We start from the raw sequence: 26,523 nt of genomic DNA, 5'->3' as shown, positions 1-26,523 counted from the left end.
ATGACGAGTCCCGCAGCGCGTCACATGATGCGGGTCTCGGCCTCTGAAACTGCGCAGCGGGCTGCAGTCTCGCTGCGTAATGCAACTGCCTATGAGCAGATGCTCGTTAAGCTGGCCGCAGACAACCGCACGCTAAAACAAATCAGTTCAAAAGAGCGTAAAGCCGCGAAAAAGCGCGAGCTGCTGCCGTTCTATCTGCCGTGGGTGGCTGGCGTCCTCGACAGTGGTAAAGGGGCGCAGGATGACATCGTCATGACGGTCATGCTGTGGCGTCTTGATGCTGACGATATCGCCGGGGCGCTGGAGATAGCCCGTTACGCCATGACCTACAGCCTCACCATGCCGGTCGGTCGCCGTCCGACGCCGTGCCTGCTGGCCGAAGAGGTCACGCTCGCCGCGCAGCGCCTGCTCGCTGCAAAACAGCCGGTCGAACTGGCGAACCTGCTCGACACCATCGCGCTGACGGAGCGCGCGGATATGCCCGATATCGTGCGTGCGAAGCTGCACAAAATCACCGGCTACGTGCTGCGTGATGCGAAGCAACTGCCCGAGGCGCTGGCACACCTGCAGCGTGCGATCCAGCTAGAAAGCACTATCGGGGTGAAAAAAGATATCGAGCAGTTAGCGCGCCAGCTCAGGCCAAAACCTGAACCCGCCCCGAAAACCAAAACGACTCAACCGCGCACGCGCAAACCTGCCGCTAAACCGGCGGCATGGCGCGGGCGTCCACCAAAGGCGGCAAAAGCCGCAGGTTAACCGAGCGCTCCCCGAGCCGGGCGGCACGCCGATCAATGCGGGTATTCCTTACCCTGACTGCGAACGGCGTCCACCGCCCACCTATTACCCGAGGTTGTCATGACGACGCTGATTATTGAGCCAAAAAAAGAGCCGCAGGATGTGCCGGGCGTGGTGATACCGCCACCGGGCGTGAGCGAGCCGGTAATCAAAAACACCCCGTTTTTTCCTGACGTTGATCCGAAGCGCGTGCGGGAAGAAATGCGACTGGAGCAGACCGTTTCCCCCGTGCGCCTGCGCCGGGCGATTAAGACCGCCATTGCGGAGACTAACGCGGAGCTGAGCGACTGGCGCGAAGTTCAGCTCGATGCCGGTTACGCCACGCTGGCGGATGTCCCGACCGACAAACTCGACGGCGAAAGTGTGCGCGTTTTCCACTACTTCAACGCCGTGTGCTCGATGACGACGGCCACGCTTTATGAGCGTTTTCGCGGCGTGGATGCGACCGCCAAAGGCGACAAAAAAGCCGACAGCATCGACAGCACTATCGATGAAATGTGGCGGGATATGCGCTGGTCTGTGGCGCGCATCCAGGACAAAGCGCGCTGCATTGTGGGGCAAATCTGATGAAAGCGTATGCGCTGCAGGGCGACACCCTCGACGCGATTTGCGCCCGGTACTACGGGCGCACTGAGGGCGTGGTCGAAACCGTCTTAGAGGCTAATCCCGGCCTGTCTGAGCTCGGTGTGATCCTGCCACACGGCACGGGAATAGAGCTGCCCGAGACCGAAAGCGCGGCCAGAACCGAAACGGTGTATCTATGGGACTGAGTATGGAAAAAATCACCACGTTTATCGCCTACTGGCTGGCGGTTGCGCTGGCGTATCTCGGAGCAATGTCACCCGAAAGAATGGCGCTTTACGTGGGCGGCGGATGCGCCATTTTTACCGCGCTGACGAACTACTGGTTTAAGCGCAAAACCTATCTCTATCTGACGTCTCTCGGACTCGATAAAGGGGCTATTCGTGAAATCAATCGTTAAAAAGTGCAGTGTGGCCGCCGTGCTGGCGCTGGCAGCGCTGGTGCCTGACTTTCGTCTGCTTAACACCTCGCCCGGGGGGCTGGCGCTGATTGCCGACCTCGAAGGTTGTCGCCTGACCCCTTACCAGTGCAGCGCGGGAGTGTGGACGTCAGGCATCGGCCACACTGCAGGCGTCGTGCCGAAGGGGGAAATCACCGAACGGCAGGCGGCGGCGAACCTCGTCGCGGATGTGCTGAACGTCGAGAAACGTCTGGCCGTGTGCGCGCCGGTGAAAATGCCGCCGCAGGTTTACGACGCGCTGGTCAGTTTCTCATTCAACGTGGGAACCGGCGCGGCCTGCCGGTCGACGCTGGTCTCGTTTATCAAACGCCAGCAATGGCCGCAGGCGTGCGACCAGCTCACCCGCTGGGTTTACGTGAACGGCGAAATTAACAAGGGGCTGGAAAACCGCCGCGCGCGCGAGCGAGCTTACTGCCTGAGGGGGATTCAATGAAAGTGATGTTGTTTTTACTGGCCGCGCTTATTGCGGTTGTGCTCTGGCAGCGTCATGAAAACGGCAACCTGACGCGCTCGTTTGAACGGGCGAACAGGGTCGCCACTGAACAAAAAACCGCGATCGGAATGCTGAAAAATCAGCTTTCCGTGTCGCAGGGAATTGCCCGGCGAAATGAAACTGCGCAGGTCAGTCTACGCGGCGAACTGCTGGCCGCAGGTGCAATGGCCGTGCGGCGTGAACAAACCATTACGAGGCTGATAAATGAGAATGAAACCCTACGCCGCTGGTACAGCGCTGAGCTGCCTGATGTTGTGCGTCGGCTGCACACCCGCGCCGCCTGCGCCTCCGCCGGTCATTGTTTACAGCGCCTGCCCGAAGGTGAGCTATTGCCCGATGCCGGGAAGCGACCCGGCCACTAATGGCGACCTGAGCGCCGATATTCGCAGGCTTGAGCACGCGCTCGCCGCCTGCGCGCTGCAGGTTGAAACCGTCAAAGACTGTCAGGATAAACTCGATGAAGAAAGCACGCAGCCTGCGCGAAGCGCTGATTAAAGCCGTTCCGCAGCTTGAAACAAACCCCGAAATGATGCGCATCTTTGCCGATGAGGGGAATATCGATGCGCGGCTCGCGGCCTCGCTGTCGCACGAGAAAATTTATACCCTGAATGTGATCGTGTGTGATTTTGTGGGCGACCCTGACATGATTTTCGTGCCGGTGGCTGCATGGCTCAGGGAAAACCAGCCGGATATCTGCACGCTCGATGACGGCCGCAAAAAGGGCTACCGTTTCCAGATGGATTTGAACGACGGGGACAGCGTCGATATCAGCATCAGCCTGCAGCTCACCGAGCGAACCCTTATCAAAGAGGAAAACGGCGCGCTGCACGTAAGCTATGCCCCTGAGCCGCCGCTGCCGGAGCCCGTCACCCGGCCAAAAGAGCTTTATATCAACGGCGAACTGGTGAGCAAATGGGATGAGTGAATTTAAGCCCTTTGACGACCGACTCAATGGTCTGATAGCTGCCCTGTCACCGGCTGCACGCCGGAAGCTGGCCGGAGAGATAGCAAAGGAGCTGCGCAAGTCGCAGCAGCAACGCATCAAACAGCAAAAAGCCCCGGACGGCTCGCCGTATCAGGCGCGAAAGCGTCAGCCGCTTAGGGCTAAGACCGGGCGGATTAAACGGGCGATGTTCCAGAAGCTACGCACAAGCCGGTACATGAAAGCCACTGGCCGTGAAAATAACGCAGTGGTGGAATTTACCGATAAGGTACAGCGCATCGCGCGCATTCATCATTACGGGCTTAAGGACCAGCCTAATTGTCATGTAGATGCTGTGCAATACCCAGTGCGTATGTTGTTAGGTATTGAACATCTAGACAGAGTGATGGTTGAAAAGTTAATCGTTGATTTTATATTATGAAGCCCCGCTTTTATTTTTGTTGGTTATTATAAGTTTGCTATTGATAATGTGCTGTCAAAAAGTTGCTGTACATCATACAAAACTCGTTTGTTCGTGAACAAAAAATTGTTTTTTTTTGGATGGAAATCATTAATTAATTAGCTTTATTGCTTTATAGTCGTCGTACTACCATAGCTTTAGGTTAAAAAATAGAATACTAAAGGAATTTGTATGACACCTATCGAGAGTATTGCTGAATGGGCTCAAAGAAAACCTGTTTGGTGGAGACACGCTTTAAGGTTATCGTTGACTCATGGGTCATTAGATCAAGAATGCTTGAGTATTATTCTAAAAATAGCAAAAACCGAGCATGGTCTTCTTGAAGGAAATGAAGTCTACGAAAGAGCCGTAGAAACTTTGGATTTTACTGGATTTACTTCAGAGCAAAATGAAGTTTCACTCAAAACTCTATGTAATGTTAAAGGTGTTGGGTTGCTAGCTGAAAACCAAACTATAAATTTCCCTGAGCAAGGGTTGTTTATTGTTTATGGTGATAATGGCGCAGGCAAATCAAGTTATTCAAGTATATTAAAAAACACATGCTTAACTAGAGGGGATTGCCCTCAAATATTAGGGGATGTTTTTTCAAAGGAACAAATTCCGCCACAAGCAGAGATTAGTGTAACAGTAAACGGATTAGATGAGGTTTTTTTATGGGATAATAATACTTCCAGTATTGAAGCCCTGAAGTCAATAAGAGTGTTTGATAGTTCTTCAGCTAATCACTATATCAATAAGGAAGATGCGCTTGGGTTTAAACCAGTAGGTTTGAATTTATTGGCCGAGTTAGTTAGGGCAGTAAATAGTGTCAGAGCCCACATAGAAGAAGATACAATGGGAAACAATGGCTTTATCAAACTGGATGGCTTGAAATCATCTAGTGCTGCAGCTATGTTTTTTAGTAATCTATCTGCGGATACACTTGAGGATGAAATAAACGAGCATTGTATCACGCTTGAAGAATTAGAAAAAATAGAGCCTTTGAAAAAGGAGGTCTACCATTTCAAATCGCAAACCCCGCAGACATTAAGAAAAAATTTGCAGCAAAGGAAAGCAACGCTAGACCCTCTTGTAATATTTTGCGATAAACTTGTGAAGTTACTAGATGATAAAGCTATCGAATCACTTGAAAAATTAAAGGCAGGAAAAGAAAAAACTGCGACTGTATGTGAGGAGTTACGTAAAACAACACTTCAGAACTTACCTTTTGATAATATTGCGGGTGTAAGTTGGCAAAAGATATGGCTGGCAACGCAGCATTTTATTCAACATGATGAAAAAAAACATTTCCCGATGGTTGCAGGGGAGTTCTGCCCTGTATGTTTTCAGGAAATTAATAATGAGAGCGAAAGTAAGATGGAGGGGTTATACAAATATTTAAATGATCAATCGGAGCAGGAAGCGATATTGGCTAAAGGCGAATATGATGATGCTTTAAATAAGATTCTGGCTCTTTCCTTCGATCTTACTCCCTATAGTGCAGCGATTTCTCTTTTAAATAATGAGTTTCAAGAGTTAGGTGACGAAGTCATTAGTATGACTTTAAAACTTGAAGGAAGAAGAGATATTTTAGTGGGAAAATCGGTTTTACCTCATCTTCCATTAATGATAACTAGTATTACAAAAATAAAAATATAATTGAAGATATTAATGCAAAGCTATTGGTTATTGAGTCGGATGAAGAACTGAATAACTTCATTCAGACTAAGGAGCTGGAGTTAGTTAGTCTCGAAGACAGGAAGTATATATTGGATTGTCGCGAAATTATTGTGGCGAATTTGAGACGTCATAAAGAGGTTGAAAAACTTAATTCAATTCTGTCTCAGTGTAATACTGCCACAATTTCTACTCTGTCATCGAGTATTTATAGATCCGGTGTAGTTGAGCCCCTTGTATCAGCATTCAATGATGAACTAAAGAGTTTCGGATTTGATCGTTTTAGAGTCAAGGTTGAATCTCGTAATCGCTCAGGTGTTCAACAGTTTAAATTGTCTTTGGCAGATCGGAATAATAACGTCATTGGCGCACTTTCAGTTGCTAGTGAGGGAGAACAACGATGTATTGCTATTGCCAGTTTCTTAGCAGAAATGAAAGCTGATTCTAGAAAATCAGCGATTATATTTGACGATCCAGTTAACTCATTAAGTCATGAATGGAGTAGTCGAGTGGCTAAGCGATTAGTCTTAGAATCGCAAAGAAGGCAGGTCGTGATATTAACGCACAACATAGTTTTCTACAAGTTATTATTAGAGGTGGCTGAAGGGACGGAAACTGAACACTCAACTATAGCACTAGAGCGTTCGCGTAAATTTGCCGGAATAGTTAAAAACTCAGCTCCTTGGGAAGCTATGACTACTCGGGCAAGATATGGTTTTTTAAAAGTAAAATTGCAAGATATAAAACGGCTCGAAAAAAAGGATGAAACAACAACAACCGAACTGCGTGATGCTTGCTGTCAGTTTTATAGCTATTTACGTGAGGCGTGGGAAAGATTGGTCGAGGAAAAATTACTTAATAAAGTGGTTACTCGTTTTGAACGTGGTGTCTCTACGCAACGACTAGCAAGATTAATTGATATATGTCAGTCTGATATAGATAGGGTTGATTTTGCTATGTCCAAATGCAGTACTTATTTTAGAGGGCATGATAGTGCTGCTGCGATTGGGGATCCATATCCTAGTGTAGAAGAGGTTGAAGCTGATCTTAGTTCTTTCTTTGAATTCTTAAATGAACTTGAAGAAAAACCTAGGAAGAGAAATTAGCTAAAGTATAAAGCCTCATCATAAACGGGAGGCTTTTAGTTATTAATTAACAAATGAGATGCTTTAAAGACTGCAACTGCTTAATCTCTCTAGAGTTTAGTTGTATTCAAATTTAATAAAGGCCTTATAATACTCATTGTATGTTGTATCACTGATTAACAAACTCCGTTTAATTGCCGCTGTTTTAATTCGGCGGCATCCTTTCCCCATGAATAATCTAAATTCTCTGCAGGAAATCGCACGCGCGATCCGCAACCTTATCCGCACCGGCATCGTGACCGACGTCGACTACGACGAGGGGCTTTGTCGTGTCCAGACCGGCGGTATGGAAACCACCTGGCTAAACTGGCTGACCTGCCGCGCCGGTCGCTCGCGCGTATGGTGGGCTCCTTCTGTTGGTGAGCAGGTGCTTTTGCTTGCTGTCGGCGGCGAGCTCGATACGGCGTTTGTGCTGCCCGGCATTTTCTCGGATGACCATCCCGCGCCGTCTGCCTCCCCTGATGCGCTTCATGTTTCCTTTCCTGACGGGGCGGTTATCGAGTACGAGCCCGAAAGCGGTGCGCTCACCGTGTCAGGCATCAAAACCGCTGACGTCACCGCGTCGGACTCCATTACGGCCACCGTGCCGCTGGTACTGGTGAAAGCTGAAACCCGCATCACGCTCGATACGCCGGAGGTGGTTTGCACCAACAAGCTGACGACCGGCACGCTCGAAGTGCAGAAAGGCGGGAAAATGAGCGGGAACATCGAGCACACCGGCGGGACATTTAAATCAAACGGCGTGCAGGTGGATAACCACGCGCACGGCAACGTACAGAGCGGCGGAAGCTGGACTAAGGGGACGCAATGACGGTGCGTTATCTGGGAATGAACAGCCAGACCGGCCTCAGTATCTCTGAGGTTGAGCATATCCGGCAAAGCGTGCGCGACATTCTGGTCACGCCGGTTGGCTCGCGCGTCATGCGCCGTGAATACGGCTCGCTTCTGTCACAGATGATTGACCAGCCGCAAACCCCGGCGCTGCGCCTGCAGATTATGGCCGCGTGCTATTCCGCGATCCAGAAGTGGGAGCCCCGCGTAAATCTCTCGACCATCACCTTTGAACGGTCGGAGACCGACGGCGGGCTGTATGTCGACATCACCGGCACCCGCTCCACCGGCGGCCAGCCTTTTTCACTAACCATTCCACTGAGTTAAACGCTATGGCAATTGTTGACCTTAACCAGCTCGCCGCGCCTGACGTCGTGGAAGAACTGGACTATGAAACCATCCTGAGCGAGCGAAAGGCTACGCTCGTCTCGCTTTATCCCGAGGAACAACAGGAGGCCGTCGCGCGCACGCTGACGCTCGAATCAGAGCCGATTGTTAAGCTGCTGCAGGAAAACGCCTATCGGGAAGTTATCTGGCGACAGCGCGTCAACGAGGCCGCGCGCGCGGTCATGCTGGCCTACGCCACTGGCGCAGACCTCGACCAGATAGGTGCAAATTACAACGTCAAGCGCCTTGTTATCACGCCTGCAGACGACACCACGTTACCGCCAACGCCTGCCGTGATGGAATCGGACACCGACTACCGTCTGCGCATTCAACAGGCATTTGAGGGGCTGAGTACCGCAGGCTCTACCGGCTCATATCAGTTTCATGGCCGCAGCGCTGACGGGCGGGTCGCCGATATTTCGGTCATCAGTCCCGCGCCTGCGTGTGTCACGGTGACGGTGCTGTCCCGCGAAAATAACGGCGTGGCGTCTGACGAGCTGCTCGCCATCGTGCGCAACGCGCTCAACGATGAGGATGTGAGGCCGGTTGCAGACCGTGTGACCGTGCAGTCGGCGAACATAGTCGACTATAAAATCACCGCGTCGCTTTACCTTTACCCCGGTCCCGAAAGTGAGCCGGTGCTCAGTGCTGCGAAAGCAAAGCTGCAGGCGTATATCACCGCGCAGCACCGGCTCGGGCGCGATATCCGCAAATCGGCGATTTATGCCGCGCTCCACGTCGAAGGCGTGCAGCGTGTCGAGCTGGCCGAACCGGTGGCCGACATCGTGCTCGATGAGACGCAGGCGTCATGGTGCAGCGAGTACAGCGTGACGATCGGGGGCAATGATGAATGATACCCGCCTGCTGCCGGTGGGCTCGTCACCGCTTGAGGTGGCGGCGGCGAGCGCCTGCGCTGAGATTGAAAATACCCCCGTTCCGCTGCGTCGCCTCTGGAGTCCTGACGACTGCCCGGCAAATCTGCTGCCGTGGCTGGCGTGGGCGTTTTCCGTTGACCGCTGGGATGAGAACTGGCCGGAGGCCACAAAGCGGGATGTGATCCGCGCGGCGTGGTTTATCCATGCGCACAAAGGAACGATTGGGGCGGTGCGTCGCGTGGTTGAGCCGCTCGGCTATCTGATTAACGTGTCCGAGTGGTGGGAAACGAACGACCCGCCCGGCACGTTTCGCCTCGATATCGGTGTGTTAGAGACCGGCATCACCGAGGAAATGTATTACGAGATGGAGCGGCTCATTGCCGATTCAAAGCCAGCCAGCCGCCATCTTATCGGCCTCAACATTATTCAGGATGTGCCGGGCTATCTCTACACCGGCGCGCTGACGTATGACGGCGACATCATCACGGTTTATCCCGGATAAGTGAGAGAACAATGACAGTGAAATACAAAACGGTCATCACCAAAGCCGGTGCAGTTAAGCTGGCCGCAGCGACCGTCCCGAACGGGAAAAAAGTGAATTTTACGGCGATGGCCATCGGCGACGGTGGCGGCACGCTGCCGGTGCCTGACCCGAACCAGACAAAGCTCGTCAAAGAGGTCTGGCGTCACGCGCTGAACAAAATCAGCCAGGACAATAAAAACAAAAATTATGTCGTGGCGGAGCTGCTTATCCCGCCGGAGACCGGCGGTTTCTGGATGCGTGAAATGGGGCTTTATGATGATACCGGCACGCTGATTGCGGTCGGTAATATGGCCGAAAGCTACAAGCCAGCGCTGGCAGAGGGCTCAGGCCGTGCGCAGACCGTGCGTATGGTCATCATGGTAAGCGACATCGAGTCGGTCGAGCTCACGATTGACACCTCAATGGTAATGGCAACGCAGGACTACGTTGACGACAAGCTCGCGGAGCATGAGCAGTCCCGCCGTCACCCTGACGCCACGCTCACAGCAAAGGGTTTCACGCAGTTAAGCAGTGCGACCGACAGCACGTCTGAGAGCGTCGCAGCAACGCCGAAAGCGGTAAAGGCGGCGTATGACCTTGCTAAGGGGAAATATACGGCTCAGGACGCCACCACGGCGCAAAAGGGTATCGTCCAGCTCAGTAGCGCGGTAGACAGCGCGTCTGAGAGCGTCGCAGCGACGCCAAAAGCGGTTAAAGCGGCTAACGATAATGCAAATAGCCGTTTACCGCTTGCGGGCGGCTGGCTGACAGGCGGGTTTGGAATTAAAAACGCGATCGGCAGCGTGTCGTTTGGGGTGGGTAACTCTGATGTTTATATCGCTAACGGTGCGTCGAATAAGTTTCTGCAACTGAAGCATACGGGCGAGCTGAAGTATGACGACAAGGCTATCTACCATGAGGGGTATAAGCCCACGGCTGACGATGTCGGCGCGTTACCAGTTAAAGGTACAGCGGAAGCCGCAAATAAACTCGCCACCGCGCGAAAAATTGCAGGTGTGGATTTTGACGGCACCAAAGATATCAGCCTGAAAACCTCGAATCTGGATGATGCGGGCACGGCGGCTAAAAAAGATGCGACCACCTCCCGCACAGATACCACCGAAGGGCGAGTCTTACAGGTCGGTGACTTTGGTGTGGGTGCGGTGGCAGGTGTCAGTCTGACTGATGCTAATAATATCAATTTTAATGGTTTTTTCAGAATGAGCGCCGAGGGTGTTCATGGCCCGGTTGCGAGTAAGGCCTCTGAGCTGATTCATTGCCAGTACGACCAGAATACTGGTCGACAGATTGGCTGGCGTGCAGGTAGCCCGGAAGAGCCCCTGCGCCACCGGACAAAAATTAACGGCCAGTGGCACGGCTGGATTAAGCTTTACGATTCAAATAACCCGCCCACGGCTGATGAAGTCGATGCCGTTTCAGCGTCAAAGGGGGGCACTTTCCTGAAAGAGGTCGCTTTCTCTGAAGGCGTGAAAATCAGGAACGCAACGGGGATTTATCAGGGCGAGGATAGCGCAGGTTTTTCCAGTAATAACCTGATGCTGAAATCATGGAACGGTATCGGATTCTATTGCACCCTCACCGGCAGTGAGGGCGTCACGGTCTTTGTCGATACCCGTGGCGGGCATGTGGAGGCGAGAGGCCAGATTAAGCCGGGTAGCTATGAGAATTTCGATAACCGTTTTTATACCAAGTCGCTGGCTAACAGCACTTTCCAGAAGGTCAATACCGCATCGAGAGGGTCGCGCGGATGGTTTAAAGATTCCAACACGGGAATGATATTTCAGTGGGGGATTGAGAGCGTTAGCGGGGCAACCACGCGAACATTAAGTTTCCCTGTTTCGTTTCCGACTGGTTGCGCATCGCTGACGGTATCAAACAACATCGAGCGAACGGCTGGCGAAAACTCAATGACGGGATTTATTAAATCGGCATCACAATATTCCCTGTCAAATACTGCCGCAACAGATCGCCAGTTATGCTGGTTTGCAATTGGTTATTAGGAAGATAAAAGATGAATTATTATTTTTCGAAAACAACGCTGGGTTTTTATTGCGATGAGGTGAATAAATCCACTCCTGCTGATGCCGTGGAAATCAGTGAAGAATCATACTTTTCGCTGCGTGAGGGGCAATCCACGGGAAAAGTGATTGCCGCTGACGAGGCCGGAAACCCCATTTTAGTCGACCCGCCGGAGCCCTCGGCTGATGCGCTCATTGCACTGGCTGAAGAAACCCGGACTGCACTGATGGCTGAGGCTAACGCCAGAATCACGCCGCTGCAGGATGCTTACGAGCTCGGGATAGACACCGGGGAAGAGGCTGAATTGCTCACCCGCTGGAAGCGTTACCGGGTGATGTTAAACCGACTCGATATCAGCGCGGCGCCATCAATAGAATGGCCTGAAAAACCAGTCTGACCTGAGCCCTCCACCCGGAGGGCTTTTGTTTGTTGTTTCATTCCCCCACCAACGGCATTGCATCGCACCCGTACAGCACACAACAGAAAATAGTCGCACCCCTTAACCACGGAGTTAAACAGATGGGCGACTATCATCACGGCGTCGAGGTCATCGAGATTAACGATGGCACGCGCACCATTTCCACCGTCTCGACGGCCATCATCGGCATGGTCTGCACGGCCAGCGATGCTGACGAAAAGACGTTTCCACTTAACGAGCCGGTGCTGATTACCAGTGTGCAAACAGCTATCGGTAAAGCCGGTAAAAAAGGCACGCTGTCAAAATCCCTGCAGGCCATCGCCGACCAGTGCAAGCCGGTCATTGTGGTGGTGCGCGTTCCCGAAGGTATCGACGACCCGGAAGACCCGGAAGCGGCGCAGAAAGAAACCATTTCCAACATCATCGGCACGACCGACGAAAACGGCAAATACACCGGGCTGAAAGCGCTGTTAACGGCAAAAACCGTCACCGGCGTTAAGCCGCGCATTCTCGGCGTGCCGGGACTGGATACGCAGGAAGTGGCGACCGCGCTTGCGTCGACCTGTCAGAGCCTGCGCGCGTTCGGCTACGTGAGCGCGTGGGGTTGCAAGACCATTTCCGAGGCGATCGCCTATCGGGAAAACTTCAGCCAGCGCGAGCTGATGGTCATTCACCCTGATTTTCTGGCATGGGACACCACGGCGAACGAAACCGATATTGCATGGGCGACCGCCCGCGCGCTCGGCCTGCGTGCCAGAATCGACCAGGAGACCGGCTGGCACAAAACGCTGTCCAACGTCGGCGTGAATGGCGTTACCGGCGTCAGCACCTCGGTCTCATGGGATTTGCAGGAGAAGGCCACTGACGCGAACCTGCTGAATCAGGCCGGGGTGACAACGCTCATCCGTAACGACGGCTTTAAATTCTGGGGCAACCGTACCTGCTCAGATGACCCGCTTTTCCTGTTTGAAAACTACACCCGCACGGCGCAGGTGCTGGCCGACACTATGGCTGAGGCGCACGCGTGGGCGATTGATAAACCCGTTACCGCAACGCTTATCCGCGACATTGTCGCCGGTATCAATGCTAAATTCCGCGAGCTGAAAAACAACGGCTATATCGTTGACGGCACGTGCTGGTACGACCCGGAGTCGAACAGCGTGGAAACCCTGAAAGCCGGGAAGCTGTATATCGATTACGACTACACCCCCGTCCCGCCGCTGGAAAACCTGACCCTGCGCCAGCGCATCACCGATACCTATCTGGCGAACCTGTCAGACTCGGTCAACAGCTAAGGAGCCCAGAGCATGGCGTTACCACGCAAACTGAAATACCTGAATATGTTTAACGACGGCCTCAGCTACATGGGCGTCGTTGAATCCGTCACCCTGCCAAAGCTGACCCGTAAGCTTGAGAAATACCGTGGCGGCGGGATGCCCGGCTCGGTGTCGATTGACCTCGGTCTCGATGACGACGCGCTGTCGCTTGAGTGGACGCTGGGCGGCCTGCCTGACGTTGAGATGTGGGCGCAGTACGCGTCACCGGGGGCGGATAGCGTGCCGCTGCGCTTCACCGGCTCATTCCAGCGCGATGACACCGGCGCTATTTCTGCCGTTGAGGTGGTCATGCGTGGCCGTCATAAGGAGTTCGACGGCGGCGAAAACAAACAGGGCGAAAGCGGTACGACCAAAATCGCGACCGAGTGCTCTTACTACCAGCTCACGATTGACGGCAAAGAGGTCATTGAGATTGACGTCGTCAACATGGTGATGAAAGTCGACGGCGTCGACCGTCTGGCAGAACACCGTAAGGCCATCGGCCTGTAACCCTTCAACCGGTCAGCCGGGCTGGCCGGTCACTTACTCACATTCAAAGAGAGCAACATCATGGAAAACATCAACGAAACCGCCACCACCGAGACCGAAAACCCGAACATTGTGATCCTCGATAATCCCGTCATGCGCGGTGAGCAAAAAATCGAACAGGTGACCGTGACCAGACCCAACGCCGGGACTCTGCGCGGTGTGAGTCTCGCGTCGCTGGCAAACTCAGACGTCGATGCGCTGATTAAAGTGCTGCCGCGTATGACGTACCCGGCACTCACCGAGCATGAGGTCATGCGTCTGGAAGCGTCAGACCTGATTTTGTTCGCCGGTAAGGTGGTTGGTTTTTTGTCACCATCTTCGGCTCGCTGACCTTCCCGGATAACCTTTCGGTTGATGACCTGATGGCGGATATCGCGGTGATTTTTCACTGGCCGCCATCAGAGCTTTATTCACTGAGCGTGACCGAGCTCATCACATGGCGCGATAAGGCGCTGCAGCGAAGCGGACACCACCATGAGCAATAACGTCAGGATTGAGGTACTGCTGAACGCAGTTGACCGGGCAAGCCGACCGCTTAAGTCTATCCAGACTGCCAGCAAGACCCTTGCTGGCGATATCCGCACTTCTCAAAACAGCCTGCGCGATCTGAATGCGCAGGCTGGCCGAATTGACGGATTCAGGAAAGCGAGCGCACAGCTTGCCGTGACCGGCCAGTCGCTTAACAGGGCGAAACAGGAAGCCGCCGCGCTGGCCGTTCAGTTTAAAAACACGCAGAACCCGACTACCGCGCAGGCGCGCGCGATGGAGGCGGCGAAGAAATCCGCCGCTGAACTGCAGCTCAAATACAACAGCCTCAGGCAGTCGGTGCAGCACCAGCGTACCGAGCTCGCGCGGGCTGGTATTAATACCCGTACCCTGTCGGCGGATGAGCGCCGCCTGAAAACCAGCATCAGTGAGACGACCGTGCAGCTCAACCGGCAGCGCGGGGCACTGGCGCGGGTCAGTCAACAGCAGGCGCGACTGAGTCGCATTAAAGAGCGTTATCAGGCCGGTAAATCCCTTGCCGGAGGCGCTGCAGCGGCAGGCGCGGCGGGCGTCGGTATCGCCACGGCGGGAACGATGGCCGGAGTAAAATTACTCACACCCGGTTATAACTTTGCACAGAAAAACTCTGAGCTGCAGGCCGTGCTCGGGGGCGAAAAACAGTCGCCCGAAATGGAGGCGCTGCGCAAACAGGCGCGCCAGCTCGGGGACAATACCGCTGCGTCTGCAGACGATGCGGCGAGCGCGCAGATTATCATTGCGAAAAGCGGCGGTGATGCCGCAGCGATTCAGGCGGCGACGCCGGTCACGCTGAATATGGCGCTGTCTAACCGTCGCTCGATGGAAGAAAACGCCGCGCTGCTGACCGGTATGAAATCCGCGTTTCAGATGTCAAACGACCAGATCGCACACATCGGCGACGTGCTGTCGATGACGATGAACAAAACGGCCGCTGACTTTGACGGGCTGAGCGACGCGCTGACGTATGCTGCGCCGGTGGCAAAAAATGCCGGGGTCAGTATCGAGCAGACCGCCGCAATGGTCGGCGCGCTACATGACGCCAAAATCACCGGCTCGATGGCGGGAACGGGCAGCCGTGCCGTCCTGAGTCGCCTGCAGGCTCCGACCGGTAAGGCATACGAGGCCATCAAAGAGCTCGGCGTTAAAACGTCTGACAGCAAGGGCAACACGCGCCCGATATTTGCCATTCTGAAAGAAATGCAGCGCAGTTTTGAGAAAAACAATCTCGGAACAAGCCAGCGCGGTGAATACATGAAAACCATCTTTGGTGAGGAGGCCAGCTCGGCGGCGGCGGTACTGATGACCGCTGCCTCAAGCGGTAAGCTCGACCAACTCACGGCGGCGTTTAAAGCCTCGGACGGCAAAACCGCTGAGCTGGTCAAAATCATGCAGGACAACCTCGGCGGCGACTTTAAAGAATTTCAGTCAGCCTATGAGGCCGTCGGTACTGACCTGTTTGATCAGCAGGAGGGGTCACTGCGTAAGCTCACCCAGACTGCCACGAAATATGTGTTAAAGCTCGACGGCTGGATCCAGAAAAATCAGGGGCTGGCGCAGACCATCGGCATCATAGCAGGCGGCGCACTGGCAATTATTGGCATCCTCGGGGCAATTGGTCTGGTCGCCTGGCCGGTCATTACCGGCATTAATATTTTGATTGCCGGTGCATCACTGCTCGGGACGGTTTTCTCTGTGGTGGGCGGTGCCATCATGACCGTGCTCGGGGCGCTTACCTTGCCGATTGTGGCTATTGGCGTTGCCATCATCGCCGGTGCGCTGCTCGTCCGCAAATACTGGGAGCCAATAAGCGCATTTTTCTCTGGCGTAATGGAGGGGCTAAAGCAGGCTTTTGCCCCCGTAACGGAATTATTCGAACCGTTAAAGCCGGTTTTTGACTGGCTGGGTGAAAAACTTAAAGCGGCGTGGCAGTGGTTTAAAGACCTGATCTCACCGGTTAAATCGACGCAGGAGACGCTCGACAACTGCAAAAATGCGGGTGTGATGTTCGGTAAGATGCTGGCCGAAGCGCTGATGTTACCGCTCAAAAGCTTTAATACCTTGCGTACCGGTGTTAACTGGCTGCTGGAAAAGCTCGGGGTTATCAATAAAGAATCGAGCGACCTTGACCAGAAGGCCGCAAAAGCCAGTGCCGCCACCGGCTCGCAAAACGGGTCTTATATTCCGGCAACCTCAGCATATGGCGGCTATCAGGCATATCAGCCGGTAACGGCGCCGACGGGTAAGACTTACGTCGACCAGAGCAAGCCTGAATACAACATTAACCTGAATGGAGGCATCGCACCGGGCAGCGACCTTGACCGACAGCTCCGCGAGGCTGTCGATAAACTCGACCGTGAAAACCGTGCGCGTCAGCGCTCAAGTATGCGTCATGACTGAGGGGGATAAAGCATGTTAATGGTTTTGGGTTTGTTTGTGTTTGAGCGCTGCACGCTGCCCTATCAGTCCATGCAGTATTCGAAGGATTACCGCTGGGCGTCAAACGACCGTATCGGCAAGCCACCTGCTTACCAGTATCTCGGGGAAGGGGAAACCACGCGCACGCTGTCGGGTGTGCTCTATCCCGAAATTACCGGCGGACGCCTGTCACTGACCGCCATCGAGCTGATGGCCGACGAGGGGCGCGCGTGGCCGCTGATTGACGGAACGGGCATGATCCACGGCATGTATGTCATCGACAAAGTGACTCATACGCACACCGAGCTATTCAGCGACGGAGCGGCGAGAAAAATCGAGTTTAGCCTGTCCCTTAAGCGGGTCGATAAATCGCTGGCGGCCATTTATGGCGACCTGAAAACGCAGGCCGACAATCTGGTCACGTCTGCCGGTGAGTGGCTGGGAGGGCTGGTGGGATGATTACGGGAATGGATATTCAGGCCGGGGCGAAGATTGCCCCGGCGTTTATGCTCAAGCTGGATAACGACGATATCACGCAGGATTTTAGTGACCGCCTTATCAGTCTGACCATGACCGACAATCGGGGATTCGAGGCCGACCAGCTCGATATCGAGCTCGATGACACTGACGGCCAGATAGCTTTGCCACCGCGCGGCGCAACGTTGACGCTGTGGTTAGGCTGGCAGGATTCCGCGCTGATAAAAAAAGGGACGTTCACGGTCGACGAAATCGAGCACAGGGGCGCGCCTGATACGCTGACCATCCGGGGGCGAAGCGCAGATTTTCGCGGGACGCTGAATTCGCGCCGGGAACAGTCATGGCATGACACCACGCTCGGGCAAATTGTGGAGACGATTGCGGCACGCAACAAGCTTGCGGCCAGCGTGGCCGACACGCTGAAAGCCGTCACAGTGCCTCACATTGACCAGTCGCAGGAATCAGACGCGGTGTTTCTGTCCCGCCTGGCTGACCGGAACGGGGCGGCAGTCTCGGTAAAAGCGGGTAAACTGTTATTCCTGAAAGCCGGGGGCGGTAAGACCGCCAGCGGCAAACCTATTCCGCAGATGACGCTTGAGCGCGGCGACGGCGATCGTCATCAGTTTGCCATTGCTGACCGGGAAGCCTACACCGGCGTGACGGCAAAATGGCTGCACACCAAAGACCCCAAGCCGCAAAAGCAAAAGGTTAAGCTCAAAAGGAAGCCCAAAGAGAACCACCTCCGCGCGCTGCAGCACCCGAAAGCGACCAAAGCCCCGGTAAAGGCCAAAGCCAAAAAAGAGCAGGAAGCGCGCGAGGGTGAGTATATGGCCGGTGAGGCTGACAACGTGCTGGAGCTTACAACCATCTACGCGACAAAGGCACAGGCCATGCGCGCCGCTCAGGCGAAGTGGGACAAGCTGCAGCGAGGCGTCGCGGAGTTTTCAATCTCGCTGGCGATAGGCCGGGCAGATTTATTTCCTGAAACGCCAATCGCGGTGAAAGGGTTTAAGCGCGTCATAGACGATCAGGCGTGGATAATCAGCCGGGTGGTGCATAACCTCAACGGGAGCGGCTACACGACGGGCTTAGAGCTTGAGGTTAAGGTTTCGGATGTGGAGTACGAAAGCGAAGAATTAACGCAATGATATAAACTTAACTGTTTGTTATATATGGATAAAATGAGTAAAATTAACGCATCGGAAATTAAATGAGGTGCTCGCCATGTTTCACTGTCCAAAATGCCATTTCGCCGCTCACGCCCGCACAAGTCGCTATTTTACTGACACGACCAAAGAGCGGTATCACCAGTGCACAAACATCAACTGCAGCGCGACGTTTGTGACCACCGAAACGGTCGAGCGTTTTATCGTATCGCCGGGCGTTGTAGTACCAGCAGCACCGCATCCGACATCATCAGGCCAGCAACAAATCCAGTGGATGTAGAGATACCTATGCCCCTTAGATTTTGGGGCTTTTCTTTGGAAGGGACGGCTAATATCATAATAGTTTTTATTAATATTTTGTTTTTTTATAATTATCTGGAGCTATAAAATGGAATGGTTTACTAGAATGCTTCTTGATTTACCTCCACGCGATAAAGATATAAAAGAATTAATGGATAGTGCTCCCGAACTATTTTCTAATGAAAGTGTTGAGGAAATTAAAGTCTATCATCGGACATTCAGACGCCATTTCTACTGGGAATCATTCGAACTTCGAGAAGATATCCGTCATTGGCTTCGGAGACATGAAGTATCCGAAACAGATCTTAATCAAGAGATGATTTGCGATCACCCTGACTGCCAGAGGATAAAAGGGCGCTCAGGCAGCAACGATTATATGCAGATGATGACGGTTGCCGGGGGGAGAGATAGTAATCCACCAGCTAAGTCATTTTTTGATTTAATCAATGCAACAAAAATTACAAATGCAGAGGTTCAACGCGTCATTCTTACAGATCCTTATATATACTCAGATATTGGGCAAAATGGTGAGGGCGGAGGATTTAACAACCTATTAAAATTACTCGAAACATTGAATATTGCAGATTCTACTGAATTCAACCTGCAGTTAACGCCTCAGAATGATAAAGAACAAATTTCGAGATTTGAAAATAGCATAAAGAGAAAATTTCCAAATTGTTCTGTCTCTAATCATAACAGCAGATCAACCTTCCATGATAGATTTATATTGGTGCAATATGTTGGCGGGAAGAGTAAAGGTTGGTATGGGCCTTCTCTTAATGGGCTAAACGGTGATTCGATAATCATTTTTGGAGATTTGACTGATTCTAATGCACTTGCTCAACTCTCTCAAAGGCTATTGTAGTTGGTGTAATCGCGAAAACCCTGTGGAAAAAAGATTATAGAGAAAATTAGCCCCGAAATCAGGGGCTAAATAAAAGGTGTGATCAATATGTAGGAGGGGTTTGAAGTAATTTCTTTTGTTTTACCGCTTTGAAGAGTATTCAAGAGTTTCGGCAAGTTTATTTTCAGCATATAATTGTAAATATATTTTATAAGGTGTGATGTGGATAAGAGGATTTTAACTTTCTTTAGTGCTAGCGATATATTTGATTATATGGTTACTCGACCGTTAAGCCATATAAATGCTAATTGGGAATTAACGTGGGACAATGTTGAGGAGAGGTTTGTAATAGAGGAAAATAGTTATGCTTCTACCTTAAATGATTTATTGATCGAATTGAGTTTACTTGAACCTCCTAAAGCTTACCATGATAATGAAGATCAACTTGCGGAATATTGCAAGCAAAAATTAAACTGGCCAATATATAAACAAGGACGTTTTTGGCGTGGAATGGAGTATGTCTCTATTTTAGAACAAGGAGGTTTTGACGATGAAGATCAAAAAAACCTATGCTTATCAGTTGCGGGAAGATTAAAAGCAGCATTGGTTCGAGAACAACTACATTTTGATGAAATGGAAGAATCTCACCAGAAAATTTTAGCCGATGTAATGGCGATTATTCTTTATCACCGCAGTTAAAGTGTTAATCAAACGAAGAAGGAAGCCCTGATTTGCAGGACTTCCTAATATCGATGTGGTCAACATGTGGACGTGACCTGAAATAAATCCTTTTATTTCAATTTGTTGTGACGTTTTAAAAAGCTCCTGAGGGAGCCTTAGTTATATCAGAACACTTTCTTATACGGTCGCACCGTCACCTTCGCATACACGCCCGCCGCAACGTACGGGTCTGCGTCAGCCCAGGCCTGCGCCGCTTCCAGAGATTCAAACTCTGCAATAACCGTGGAGCCAGAAAAACCGGCTGCACCCGGGTCGTTGCTGTCGACAGCAGGCATTGGGCCAGCGGTCACCAAACGACCTTCATCCTGTAGCAGCTGTAAGCGTGCCAGGTGAGCAGGGCGGACAGACTGGCGTTTCTCAAGTGAATCAGCGACATCTTCAGAGTAAATCACGTAAAGCACGGTGAAGCTCCTTAAGCGTTTTAAAGTGTCAGTTACGTTATGTGAAAGGGCAACTGACTGCAATGTAAAGATAAAAACAATGTTAATACCCTGATCTGAATGCCCCTTTTTTGGCCACATTGACGCTTAAATTGCGCCAGAACAAAGTGTCTTATTGAATATGATTGCTATTTGCATTTAAAATCAGGGTTCGATTTTTTAACGTTGATGACTATGACTTCGATGACCCTTGATTTACCTCGCCGCTTTCCCTGGCCGACGCTGCTCTCCGTCGTGATTCACGGTGCTGTCGTGGCGGGTTTGCTCTATACCTCGGTTCATCAGGTTATTGAAATGCCCGCACCCGCGCAGCCGATTTCGGTGACCATGGTATCGCCTGCGGATCTCGAGCCGCCGCAGGTCGCACCGCCACCGCCACCGCCACAGCCGGTTGCTGAACCGGAGCCAGAGCCCGAGCCTGTTCCGGCGCCACCGAAGGAAGCCCCGGTGGTGATCCATAAACCTGAACCGAAGCCCAAACCTAAGCCGAAGCCAAAGCCGGTGAAGAAGGTCGAGGAGCGTCCGAAACGCGAAGAACGTCCGGTTGAGCCACGCGCGACCCAGACGGTTGAGAATGCCGCACCTTCACGTCCGGTAATGAACAACTCCGCACCGGCGCCAAAACCAACGGTTGCCGCGCCAGCGGGCCCGCGAGCACTGAGCCGAAACCAGCCTCAGTATCCGGCGCGAGCGCAGGCTTTACGTATTGAAGGCCGCGTGCGGGTGAAATTTGACGTTACCGCAGATGGCCGCGTTGATAACGTGCAAATCTTGTCCGCTCAGCCTTCTAATATGTTTGAACGCGAAGTGAAATCGGCGATGCGCAGATGGCGCTACGAAGCCGGTAAACCGGGTAGCGGACTGATCGTGAACATTGTCTTCCGCCTGAACGGCGGGGCGCAGATGGAATAAAAAAAGCCTCCGGATGGAGGCTTTTTTGTCAGATAATCAGGCCTGCGGAAGCTGACGAGGTTTACCCTCGCTATCCACTGCCACATAAATAAACAGTGCTTCAGTAGCTTTATAGCGCTGTCCAATCGGTTCTGAAGAAACCTTCTTCACCCAGACTTCAATGTTGATAGAGATGGAGGTATTGCCGCGTTTGACGCAGCGCGCGTAACAGCACACCACGTCACCTACCGCCACCGGGCGCAGGAAGGTCATCCCATCGACCCTCACTGTTACCACGCGTCCGTGAGCTATCTCTTTTGCCAGAATTGCGCCGCCCATATCCATTTGCGACATCAGCCAGCCGCCAAAAATATCGCCATTGGCATTAGTGTCAGCGGGCATTGCCAGTGTGCGTAAAACCAGTTCGCCCTGAGGGGCGTTAGTTGTTGTCATTGTTTTAACTCGTAACGGAAGACTTCAGGCGGGATGCTACTATGATTTCACAGCGGAGAGAATAGACCAGAACGCCTGTCGAACACGTTCTGGTCAACCAGCAGTTAGTGCTTATCGTCCTGCGGCATATGGCGATAGATGTAAACGCCGCTGAGCAGGGTGAAAATCAGCGTCAGGGCGGTCAGGCCGAAGACCTTAAAGTTGACCCAAATGTTTTGCGGCAACCAGAAGGCAATGTAGATATTGGCAAGACCGCAAAGAATAAAGAACACCGCCCAGGCGATATTCAGTCGGGACCAGACCTGCTGCGGCAGCGTCAGCTCTTTACCCAGCATGCGCTGGATAAGCGGTTTTTTCATAACCCACTGGCTGATTAACAATGCGCCTGCAAACAGCGCGTATATCACCGTGACTTTCCACTTGATGAATTCATCATTGTGGAAGAACAGGGTCAGCCCGCCGAAAACAGCGACCAGCACGAACGTGACCAGCGCCATTTTTTCGACTTTACGGTAACGTACCCAGCTGTAGATCAGCACAACCGCGGTCGCGATAATCAGCGCAGTGGTCGCAGCATAGATGTCATACAGCTTATAAAACGCGAAAAAGACCACGAGCGGTAAAAAATCAAGAAACTGCTTCATTCTGTGATTCCATCTTCTCTGTTGAGCCGGGAAGCGGGCATGCTCCCGGCATCAGGATTACTGACGAATTAACATATACAGGCGGAACAGATAGACCAGCAGTACCGCTGAAATCAGGTTGCTCAGCGTATTCGCGACTACCGCGCCAACATTAGGCGTTAAAACCGCAAAATTCGGCGCGAACAGGAGCAGAAGCGTTTTCGCCAGCAGCCAGCCGATCACGGCAGGGGCCACCAGACGCATATTCGCCCATGCGAGCCTGATGCTGCTGCGCATTGCGGTAAAAATCCCCATTTTGTCCTGCACGATCATGATCGGGGCAAAAGAGAGCACGATAGCCAGCAACACGCCCGGCACCACGACCAGCATAATCCCCATCTGCACCAGCAGGGTGGTTAAGAAGATCAGGATAAACAGCTTAGGCAAAACGGGGGCACTGGCGCCAATCGCGCGTAAGGCACTGACCCGATGGCCCGCTGACACCAGCTGAATCATCAGGAGAACGCCGCCCGCCAGAATCGCATTACCAATGAGACCAGAGAACGTCGATGCGGCTGAAGCCCGCAGCAGGATTTGCTGCTGCTCTGGCGTCATGTTTTGCACCAGTTCAAACAACCCGACGCTTCCTGCCAGATTGTCACCCTGGCTCAGGCTGGCAATCTGTTCATCACTCGGTGAGAAGGCATGGCCCAGCACCACAGTGATAAAGGCACAAAGCAACGCGATCAGTAAAAAAGTTATGAACTGATTGCGGAAAAAGTTTCCCGTGTCACGGTAGACAGACTTCGCCGTGATAGACATGCACTCTCCTTGAGTATTGCAGGTGTTAATTAGCCGGCAATTGTACACCGGATGCACCTGCTGTGGCAGCATCAAGGCTTGTATGGAAAAGCATATCTTTGTAAAGCGGCGGTAATCCGAGCCGTGCGCGGGCGCGATTACAGGCGTCGTTGACCTGCCCGTCTTCCCCCGACATAGCAAATTCCCGGCAGGGGCTAGGGCGATCCTCATAGATGGAACACCGGGTTGAGACCCCGGGTTCACCCTGTAGCGCGACGCAGCGGGCTTGTTTTTGGTTCGTGCCGCGCATACAGCGCAGAAAAGGGGTTAACGGCTCAGTGAGATGAACCGGAACGGTACCGCCGCCATCGCTGGCCTCGGCCCAGTAGAAAGAGACTCGAAAATACGCACAACAGGCTCCGCACGTCATGCACGGGTTAACTTCACTCATGGCACACCTGCAAAAAAGAACGCATCAAATCAATTTGTGAGAGCGATAAATTAGCCAGCCGCCTGAGGAAGAGCAAGAGGGGGAAAAGAGAAAATTTTGTAACTGTGAAATGCCAAAAATTGACATGGAAACAACTTACTGCCTTTCAGGGCGCCACAAAAAATTAACCCAGATCAATGAATGTTAACTTACTGGTTTTAATGTGATCTGTGGCAGATCACTTATTACTCATTTGTGAGTATATTCTCACCCGCGATTAAAACCACAACGATGGAGCGGATATGAAAAAATTAGCGGTGGCAGCCCTTGTATTAAGCAGTCTCTCTGGCGGCGCGTACGCGCACGAAGCAGGTGAATTCTTTATTCGTGCCGGTTCGGCCACGGTTCGCCCAACTGAGGGCTCTGATAACGTGCTGGGTATGGGCGGTTTTAACGTCAGTAATAACACCCAGTTAGGCTTAACGTTCACTTATATGGCGACGGATAACATTGGTGTCGAGCTTCTGGCGGCAACGCCGTTCCGTCATCGCGTCGGTCTGGGGGCAACCGGTGATATCGCTACCGTTCACCATTTACCGCCAACGCTGATGGCGCAATGGTACTTTGGCGATGCCAGCAGCAAGGTGCGTCCGTATATTGGCGCCGGTGTAAACTACACCACCTTCTTCGATGAGAAATTTAACGATACCGGTAAAGAGGCCGGTCTGACTGACCTCAGCCTGAAAGATTCATGGGGTATGGCGGGACAGGTGGGGCTGGATTACCTGATTAACCGTGACTGGCTGATCAACGCCTCAGTCTGGTACATGGACATTGATACAGACGTACGCTTTAAAGCGGGCGGTGAGCAGCAAAGTATCAATACTCGCCTCGATCCGTGGGTGTTTATGTTCTCTGCAGGTTATCGCTTCTAATCCCCCCTCAAACTGGCCACCACGTGGCCAGTTTGTTTTTGCAGCCTTCAAAACGACGGATAAACCGGCCGCTCGTCAAGTTTTACGCAGTGCCTGAGTTTCGTTTCCCCATCATATAAATAGCTAAATGCGTCGCTGGACACCGAATGAAAAAGAATATCGCCATTAGCAAACGGGATCATTTCGGTGTCACCCGCGCGCTTGTGCCCTGCGCCGGTTTCAAACTGGCCGCGCCACCGTTCCTGCGTATGGTCGTAAACGTGCAGAATAACCTCGACAAGTCCTCTTTCCGGACAGTTAAGGCGCAGGAAGGTTGAAGAGAAATTCAGGGACAGCACGTGAAAGGGAATCAATAAGGCGAAAACCAGTAAAGCTCGTAAATACATCAAACTGCGAAAACCTCCTTCAAAATGGATATGAGATTTTACTTAAGTCAGATGCGGCGGCTTTGCCCTCGATCAAGAGGTCTTATAATTCAATGCGATAAAGGCCTCTGACGAGGCCTGAACGTTCATTTTTGAATCAAATAGCGGATTGTTGGCCCGTCCTGCTGAATATCCAGCACCGTGTAGCCATGGTTTTTAGCATCCAGAGGAATGTTGTTAATGGATTGCGGGCAGTCGCTCACCACCTCCAGAATTTCCCCTTTTTTGAGCTGCGGTAGCGCTTCAAGGGTAGCCACTGCCGGATAAGGGCAAGGTTCGCCGATCATATCCAGTCGATAATCAGGCACGATCTCTTTCATGCGGCGTTCTCCTGCGTTTCAGGTTTAGCGGTGGTGCGACGGAAGAAACGTTTCTCCTGCGCGACAACCAGTAAAAAAGCGACCAGCAGCAAGGCATAGGTTACCAGCAGGCCGCCGAGCGGACCGAAGGTGCTCAACAGATTGACCTTATCCCAGTTTGTTGCGAGTACAGGTGAGATATCATCCCAGTAGTACGCCAGAATGGTTGAACCAATGACATTACCAAGGCCGACCCACCAGTAATGCACCTGGCCTTCGACGGCGCGATACATCCAGCCGGTTTCACACCCGCCTGCCAGCACAATTCCGAAGCCAAACAGCAGGCCACCAATCACCGCGTTAGGACCGGCCCACATGATTTTCGGTTCAACACCGAGTTGTACATAGCTGAAAATGCCGATGGCGCTCACCGCCATACCGGCAATGATCGCTTTTGCCATCATGGTTCGTCCGGTGATCCACATATCGCGAAACGCAGAGGTAAAGCAGATCTGCGCGCGTTCGATCAGCAGACCAAACCCTACGCCAAACAACATCGCCAGTCCGAGTTTCGGTTGATTCAGCGCTGTGCAGATTGCCCACGCGATCATGGCAAAAAAGACCAGCATACCGAGGCGAAAACGGCGTTTCGCCTGGTCCGGCTTCTGGGTCAGCGGCGACGCCGCGCTAACTTTGGTCATTTTTACCGGAATACGGAACAGTGGCAGCAGGGTGAATTTTGCACCGAAGTAAGAGCCAATCGCGGTGGCGACGGCAAAGAACCAGGCATGCAGTGAAAATTGCGGAATACCCGTGAAGAACGCGGCAAGGTTACAGCCCATCGCCAGACGCGCACCAAACCCGGCAATAATCCCGCCGACGACCGCCTGCATAATGCGGATGCGGCTTTTGGGCATGCGCAACTTGACGTTATTTGCCCACAGCGCCGCCGCGAAACAGCCGCCGAACATTCCGATGATCATCATTCCGTCGATGCGGGTAAGCGGAGTACCGTCCAGGTGAATGAGTTTAAAGTAGCCCCACTCTTCGGCATGCACGCCAGCGAGTTGCAGAAGTTGACCACCCCAGCGGGTAAACTCGCCGGTCACGGCCCAAAAGGTACCGGTAATGCCGAAATAATAAGTAGAGAGAATGCCTGCCGCGATAACGGCCGGAACAGGTGACCAGAACTTAACTAAATAAGTCTGTTTGAAGTATTGCCATGACATGAGTAAGCCTCTGAACTCAGAAGGTGTATTTGGGTTTAACGGGCCGGAATATATAA

General features: G+C 52.5%; 37 protein-coding genes. 30 read left to right on the top strand and 7 right to left on the bottom strand.

Annotation, left to right across the window (positions count from 1 at the left end; all coding sequences use genetic code 11):
- The 27 genes from A4308_RS17045 (at position 1) to A4308_RS16925 (ending at position 19,899) form a co-directional block, all read left to right on the top strand.
- The gene (locus A4308_RS17045) at positions 1 to 756 is read left to right on the top strand and encodes a phage terminase small subunit (RefSeq protein WP_063308680.1); all 756 of its coding nucleotides are present in this window, start codon (positions 1 to 3) and stop codon (positions 754 to 756) included.
- Between the two features lie 99 nt (positions 757 to 855).
- Positions 856 to 1,362 carry a head completion/stabilization protein gene (locus A4308_RS17040; RefSeq protein WP_047361211.1) on the top strand — a complete coding sequence of 169 codons (507 nt, stop codon included), beginning with the start codon at positions 856 to 858 and terminating at the stop codon, positions 1,360 to 1,362.
- Positions 1,362 to 1,565, top strand: coding sequence for a tail protein X (locus tag A4308_RS17035; protein WP_063308679.1), 204 nt, complete (start codon positions 1,362 to 1,364; stop codon positions 1,563 to 1,565). Before A4308_RS17040 ends, A4308_RS17035 begins: the two co-directional genes overlap by 1 nt.
- A complete protein-coding gene (locus A4308_RS17030; protein ID WP_063308678.1) occupies positions 1,556 to 1,777 on the top strand; it encodes a hypothetical protein in 222 nt (73 codons plus the stop codon). Before A4308_RS17035 ends, A4308_RS17030 begins: the two co-directional genes overlap by 10 nt.
- The gene (locus A4308_RS17025; protein WP_063308677.1) at positions 1,761 to 2,270 is read left to right on the top strand and encodes a lysozyme; all 510 of its coding nucleotides are present in this window, start codon (positions 1,761 to 1,763) and stop codon (positions 2,268 to 2,270) included. Before A4308_RS17030 ends, A4308_RS17025 begins: the two co-directional genes overlap by 17 nt.
- On the top strand, positions 2,267 to 2,692 hold the full coding sequence (gene lysB, locus A4308_RS17020; protein WP_063145448.1) for an Rz-like lysis system protein LysB: 426 nt from the start codon (positions 2,267 to 2,269) through the stop codon (positions 2,690 to 2,692). Before A4308_RS17025 ends, lysB begins: the two co-directional genes overlap by 4 nt.
- Entirely contained in the window at positions 2,580 to 2,825 is a 246-nt protein-coding gene (gene lysC, locus A4308_RS22845) for an Rz1-like lysis system protein LysC (RefSeq protein WP_072163335.1), read from the top strand. Before lysB ends, lysC begins: the two co-directional genes overlap by 113 nt.
- Positions 2,788 to 3,255 carry a phage tail protein gene (locus A4308_RS17010; RefSeq protein ID WP_063308676.1) on the top strand — a complete coding sequence of 156 codons (468 nt, stop codon included), beginning with the start codon at positions 2,788 to 2,790 and terminating at the stop codon, positions 3,253 to 3,255. The genes lysC and A4308_RS17010 overlap by 38 nt, the downstream gene beginning before the upstream one ends.
- Complete coding sequence (locus tag A4308_RS17005; protein ID WP_063308675.1) at positions 3,248 to 3,694, top strand: phage virion morphogenesis protein; 447 nt, start codon at positions 3,248 to 3,250, stop codon at positions 3,692 to 3,694. Before A4308_RS17010 ends, A4308_RS17005 begins: the two co-directional genes overlap by 8 nt.
- Positions 3,695 to 3,904: 210 nt before the next feature.
- Entirely contained in the window at positions 3,905 to 5,371 is a 1,467-nt protein-coding gene (locus A4308_RS22840) for an AAA family ATPase (protein ID WP_231867146.1), read from the top strand.
- A gap of 110 nt (positions 5,372 to 5,481) precedes the next feature.
- On the top strand, positions 5,482 to 6,495 hold the full coding sequence (locus tag A4308_RS22835; RefSeq protein WP_231867145.1) for an AAA family ATPase: 1,014 nt from the start codon (positions 5,482 to 5,484) through the stop codon (positions 6,493 to 6,495).
- Between the two features lie 208 nt (positions 6,496 to 6,703).
- The gene (locus A4308_RS16995) at positions 6,704 to 7,345 is read left to right on the top strand and encodes a phage baseplate assembly protein V (RefSeq protein ID WP_063308674.1); all 642 of its coding nucleotides are present in this window, start codon (positions 6,704 to 6,706) and stop codon (positions 7,343 to 7,345) included.
- Entirely contained in the window at positions 7,342 to 7,692 is a 351-nt protein-coding gene (locus tag A4308_RS16990; RefSeq protein ID WP_023338715.1) for a GPW/gp25 family protein, read from the top strand. The genes A4308_RS16995 and A4308_RS16990 overlap by 4 nt, the downstream gene beginning before the upstream one ends.
- A 5-nt stretch (positions 7,693 to 7,697) precedes the next feature.
- Positions 7,698 to 8,606, top strand: coding sequence for a baseplate assembly protein (locus A4308_RS16985; RefSeq protein ID WP_063308673.1), 909 nt, complete (start codon positions 7,698 to 7,700; stop codon positions 8,604 to 8,606).
- Entirely contained in the window at positions 8,599 to 9,129 is a 531-nt protein-coding gene (locus A4308_RS16980) for a phage tail protein I (RefSeq protein ID WP_063308672.1), read from the top strand. The genes A4308_RS16985 and A4308_RS16980 overlap by 8 nt, the downstream gene beginning before the upstream one ends.
- A gap of 11 nt (positions 9,130 to 9,140) precedes the next feature.
- Positions 9,141 to 11,171 (top strand): phage tail-collar fiber domain-containing protein, encoded by a 2,031-nt coding sequence (locus A4308_RS16975; protein WP_063308671.1) that lies wholly within the window; start codon positions 9,141 to 9,143, stop codon positions 11,169 to 11,171.
- 11 nt (positions 11,172 to 11,182) lie between these two features.
- Complete coding sequence (locus A4308_RS16970) at positions 11,183 to 11,587, top strand: tail fiber assembly protein (protein WP_023333113.1); 405 nt, start codon at positions 11,183 to 11,185, stop codon at positions 11,585 to 11,587.
- A 122-nt stretch (positions 11,588 to 11,709) separates the two neighbouring features.
- Positions 11,710 to 12,903, top strand: coding sequence for a phage tail sheath protein (locus tag A4308_RS16965; protein ID WP_063308670.1), 1,194 nt, complete (start codon positions 11,710 to 11,712; stop codon positions 12,901 to 12,903).
- A 12-nt stretch (positions 12,904 to 12,915) separates the two neighbouring features.
- Complete coding sequence (locus A4308_RS16960) at positions 12,916 to 13,434, top strand: phage major tail tube protein (RefSeq protein ID WP_063308669.1); 519 nt, start codon at positions 12,916 to 12,918, stop codon at positions 13,432 to 13,434.
- Between the two features lie 60 nt (positions 13,435 to 13,494).
- A complete protein-coding gene (locus A4308_RS16955; RefSeq protein WP_045269020.1) occupies positions 13,495 to 13,803 on the top strand; it encodes a phage tail assembly protein in 309 nt (102 codons plus the stop codon).
- Positions 13,804 to 13,835: 32 nt separating this feature from the next.
- Complete coding sequence (locus tag A4308_RS16950; RefSeq protein WP_063308668.1) at positions 13,836 to 13,958, top strand: GpE family phage tail protein; 123 nt, start codon at positions 13,836 to 13,838, stop codon at positions 13,956 to 13,958.
- Positions 13,948 to 16,395 (top strand): phage tail tape measure protein, encoded by a 2,448-nt coding sequence (locus tag A4308_RS16945; RefSeq protein WP_063308667.1) that lies wholly within the window; start codon positions 13,948 to 13,950, stop codon positions 16,393 to 16,395. Before A4308_RS16950 ends, A4308_RS16945 begins: the two co-directional genes overlap by 11 nt.
- Positions 16,396 to 16,407: 12 nt before the next feature.
- A complete protein-coding gene (locus tag A4308_RS16940; RefSeq protein WP_059372334.1) occupies positions 16,408 to 16,872 on the top strand; it encodes a phage tail protein in 465 nt (154 codons plus the stop codon).
- Entirely contained in the window at positions 16,869 to 18,038 is a 1,170-nt protein-coding gene (locus A4308_RS16935; protein ID WP_063308666.1) for a phage late control D family protein, read from the top strand. Before A4308_RS16940 ends, A4308_RS16935 begins: the two co-directional genes overlap by 4 nt.
- A gap of 76 nt (positions 18,039 to 18,114) precedes the next feature.
- Entirely contained in the window at positions 18,115 to 18,336 is a 222-nt protein-coding gene (locus A4308_RS22040) for a DNA-binding transcriptional regulator (RefSeq protein WP_071890866.1), read from the top strand.
- A gap of 108 nt (positions 18,337 to 18,444) precedes the next feature.
- Positions 18,445 to 19,221, top strand: coding sequence for a hypothetical protein (locus tag A4308_RS16930; RefSeq protein ID WP_063308665.1), 777 nt, complete (start codon positions 18,445 to 18,447; stop codon positions 19,219 to 19,221).
- 201 nt (positions 19,222 to 19,422) lie between these two features.
- Positions 19,423 to 19,899 (top strand): hypothetical protein, encoded by a 477-nt coding sequence (locus A4308_RS16925; protein WP_063308664.1) that lies wholly within the window; start codon positions 19,423 to 19,425, stop codon positions 19,897 to 19,899.
- A gap of 146 nt (positions 19,900 to 20,045) precedes the next feature.
- Here A4308_RS16925 and A4308_RS16920 read toward each other — a convergent pair whose 3' ends face one another.
- Positions 20,046 to 20,342, bottom strand: a complete 297-nt coding sequence (locus A4308_RS16920) for a YciI family protein (RefSeq protein ID WP_045281228.1) — start codon at positions 20,340 to 20,342, stop codon at positions 20,046 to 20,048.
- A gap of 222 nt (positions 20,343 to 20,564) precedes the next feature.
- Between A4308_RS16920 and tonB the strand changes: the two genes are divergently transcribed.
- Complete coding sequence (gene tonB / locus A4308_RS16915) at positions 20,565 to 21,293, top strand: TonB system transport protein TonB (RefSeq protein ID WP_014884119.1); 729 nt, start codon at positions 20,565 to 20,567, stop codon at positions 21,291 to 21,293.
- Positions 21,294 to 21,329: 36 nt separating this feature from the next.
- Here tonB and yciA read toward each other — a convergent pair whose 3' ends face one another.
- The 4 genes from yciA to A4308_RS16895 all read right to left on the bottom strand — a co-directional run bounded on the left by yciA (position 21,330) and on the right by A4308_RS16895 (position 23,600).
- Positions 21,330 to 21,725, bottom strand: coding sequence for an acyl-CoA thioester hydrolase YciA (gene yciA / locus A4308_RS16910; protein ID WP_008502796.1), 396 nt, complete (start codon positions 21,723 to 21,725; stop codon positions 21,330 to 21,332).
- Between the two features lie 104 nt (positions 21,726 to 21,829).
- Entirely contained in the window at positions 21,830 to 22,369 is a 540-nt protein-coding gene (locus A4308_RS16905) for a septation protein A (protein WP_014884118.1), read from the bottom strand.
- A 57-nt stretch (positions 22,370 to 22,426) separates the two neighbouring features.
- Positions 22,427 to 23,170: a YciC family protein gene (locus A4308_RS16900; protein WP_014884117.1), complete on the bottom strand. Its 744-nt coding sequence runs from the start codon at positions 23,168 to 23,170 to the stop codon at positions 22,427 to 22,429.
- Positions 23,171 to 23,195: 25 nt separating this feature from the next.
- A complete protein-coding gene (locus tag A4308_RS16895; RefSeq protein ID WP_049010621.1) occupies positions 23,196 to 23,600 on the bottom strand; it encodes a YkgJ family cysteine cluster protein in 405 nt (134 codons plus the stop codon).
- A 281-nt stretch (positions 23,601 to 23,881) separates the two neighbouring features.
- On the opposite strand from A4308_RS16895, the gene ompW reads away from it, so the two are divergent.
- Positions 23,882 to 24,514, top strand: coding sequence for an outer membrane protein OmpW (ompW, locus tag A4308_RS16890; RefSeq protein ID WP_014884115.1), 633 nt, complete (start codon positions 23,882 to 23,884; stop codon positions 24,512 to 24,514).
- A gap of 146 nt (positions 24,515 to 24,660) precedes the next feature.
- Positions 24,661 to 24,831: a hypothetical protein gene (locus A4308_RS22560; protein ID WP_155404566.1), complete on the top strand. Its 171-nt coding sequence runs from the start codon at positions 24,661 to 24,663 to the stop codon at positions 24,829 to 24,831.
- Positions 24,832 to 25,025: 194 nt separating this feature from the next.
- On the opposite strand, the gene yedF is transcribed toward A4308_RS22560, so the two are convergent.
- Both yedF and yedE read right to left on the bottom strand, forming a co-directional pair.
- A complete protein-coding gene (gene yedF, locus A4308_RS16880; RefSeq protein ID WP_014884113.1) occupies positions 25,026 to 25,259 on the bottom strand; it encodes a sulfurtransferase-like selenium metabolism protein YedF in 234 nt (77 codons plus the stop codon).
- On the bottom strand, positions 25,256 to 26,467 hold the full coding sequence (yedE, locus tag A4308_RS16875) for a selenium metabolism membrane protein YedE/FdhT (protein WP_045281229.1): 1,212 nt from the start codon (positions 26,465 to 26,467) through the stop codon (positions 25,256 to 25,258). Before yedE ends, yedF begins: the two co-directional genes overlap by 4 nt.
- Between the last annotated feature and the right edge of the window lie 56 nt (positions 26,468 to 26,523).

The organism is Enterobacter sp. ODB01, assembly GCF_001623605.1.
GTDB classification, from domain to species: Bacteria; Pseudomonadota; Gammaproteobacteria; order Enterobacterales; family Enterobacteriaceae; genus Enterobacter; species Enterobacter kobei.
Note: the sequence above shows the minus strand (reverse complement) of the source record. Positions and strands in the feature narration are given on the sequence as shown.

Coding starts and splice junctions, on each gene's coding strand:
- A4308_RS17035 (WP_063308679.1), top strand. CDS start 1,362: ATGAAAGCGTATGCGCTGCAGGGCGACACCCTCGACGCGATTTGCGCC.
- tonB (WP_014884119.1), top strand. CDS start 20,565: ATGACCCTTGATTTACCTCGCCGCTTTCCCTGGCCGACGCTGCTCTCC.
- A4308_RS17040 (WP_047361211.1), top strand. CDS start 856: ATGACGACGCTGATTATTGAGCCAAAAAAAGAGCCGCAGGATGTGCCG.
- lysC (WP_072163335.1), top strand. CDS start 2,580: ATGTTGTGCGTCGGCTGCACACCCGCGCCGCCTGCGCCTCCGCCGGTC.
- A4308_RS16965 (WP_063308670.1), top strand. CDS start 11,710: ATGGGCGACTATCATCACGGCGTCGAGGTCATCGAGATTAACGATGGC.
- A4308_RS22040 (WP_071890866.1), top strand. CDS start 18,115: ATGTTTCACTGTCCAAAATGCCATTTCGCCGCTCACGCCCGCACAAGT.
- A4308_RS16975 (WP_063308671.1), top strand. CDS start 9,141: ATGACAGTGAAATACAAAACGGTCATCACCAAAGCCGGTGCAGTTAAG.
- A4308_RS16945 (WP_063308667.1), top strand. CDS start 13,948: ATGAGCAATAACGTCAGGATTGAGGTACTGCTGAACGCAGTTGACCGG.
- A4308_RS16930 (WP_063308665.1), top strand. CDS start 18,445: ATGGAATGGTTTACTAGAATGCTTCTTGATTTACCTCCACGCGATAAA.
- A4308_RS17005 (WP_063308675.1), top strand. CDS start 3,248: ATGAGTGAATTTAAGCCCTTTGACGACCGACTCAATGGTCTGATAGCT.
- A4308_RS16960 (WP_063308669.1), top strand. CDS start 12,916: ATGGCGTTACCACGCAAACTGAAATACCTGAATATGTTTAACGACGGC.
- yciA (WP_008502796.1), bottom strand. CDS start 21,725: ATGACAACAACTAACGCCCCTCAGGGCGAACTGGTTTTACGCACACTG.
- A4308_RS17045 (WP_063308680.1), top strand. CDS start 1: ATGACGAGTCCCGCAGCGCGTCACATGATGCGGGTCTCGGCCTCTGAA.
- A4308_RS16970 (WP_023333113.1), top strand. CDS start 11,183: ATGAATTATTATTTTTCGAAAACAACGCTGGGTTTTTATTGCGATGAG.
- A4308_RS16940 (WP_059372334.1), top strand. CDS start 16,408: ATGTTAATGGTTTTGGGTTTGTTTGTGTTTGAGCGCTGCACGCTGCCC.
- lysB (WP_063145448.1), top strand. CDS start 2,267: ATGAAAGTGATGTTGTTTTTACTGGCCGCGCTTATTGCGGTTGTGCTC.
- A4308_RS22840 (WP_231867146.1), top strand. CDS start 3,905: ATGACACCTATCGAGAGTATTGCTGAATGGGCTCAAAGAAAACCTGTT.
- A4308_RS16950 (WP_063308668.1), top strand. CDS start 13,836: ATGGCGGATATCGCGGTGATTTTTCACTGGCCGCCATCAGAGCTTTAT.
- yedE (WP_045281229.1), bottom strand. CDS start 26,467: ATGTCATGGCAATACTTCAAACAGACTTATTTAGTTAAGTTCTGGTCA.
- A4308_RS22560 (WP_155404566.1), top strand. CDS start 24,661: ATGAAAAAGAATATCGCCATTAGCAAACGGGATCATTTCGGTGTCACC.
- A4308_RS16990 (WP_023338715.1), top strand. CDS start 7,342: ATGACGGTGCGTTATCTGGGAATGAACAGCCAGACCGGCCTCAGTATC.
- A4308_RS16900 (WP_014884117.1), bottom strand. CDS start 23,170: ATGTCTATCACGGCGAAGTCTGTCTACCGTGACACGGGAAACTTTTTC.
- A4308_RS16980 (WP_063308672.1), top strand. CDS start 8,599: ATGAATGATACCCGCCTGCTGCCGGTGGGCTCGTCACCGCTTGAGGTG.
- ompW (WP_014884115.1), top strand. CDS start 23,882: ATGAAAAAATTAGCGGTGGCAGCCCTTGTATTAAGCAGTCTCTCTGGC.
- A4308_RS16905 (WP_014884118.1), bottom strand. CDS start 22,369: ATGAAGCAGTTTCTTGATTTTTTACCGCTCGTGGTCTTTTTCGCGTTT.
- A4308_RS16955 (WP_045269020.1), top strand. CDS start 13,495: ATGGAAAACATCAACGAAACCGCCACCACCGAGACCGAAAACCCGAAC.
- A4308_RS16895 (WP_049010621.1), bottom strand. CDS start 23,600: ATGAGTGAAGTTAACCCGTGCATGACGTGCGGAGCCTGTTGTGCGTAT.
- A4308_RS16995 (WP_063308674.1), top strand. CDS start 6,704: ATGAATAATCTAAATTCTCTGCAGGAAATCGCACGCGCGATCCGCAAC.
- A4308_RS17030 (WP_063308678.1), top strand. CDS start 1,556: ATGGGACTGAGTATGGAAAAAATCACCACGTTTATCGCCTACTGGCTG.
- yedF (WP_014884113.1), bottom strand. CDS start 25,259: ATGAAAGAGATCGTGCCTGATTATCGACTGGATATGATCGGCGAACCT.
- A4308_RS16935 (WP_063308666.1), top strand. CDS start 16,869: ATGATTACGGGAATGGATATTCAGGCCGGGGCGAAGATTGCCCCGGCG.
- A4308_RS17010 (WP_063308676.1), top strand. CDS start 2,788: ATGAAGAAAGCACGCAGCCTGCGCGAAGCGCTGATTAAAGCCGTTCCG.
- A4308_RS16985 (WP_063308673.1), top strand. CDS start 7,698: ATGGCAATTGTTGACCTTAACCAGCTCGCCGCGCCTGACGTCGTGGAA.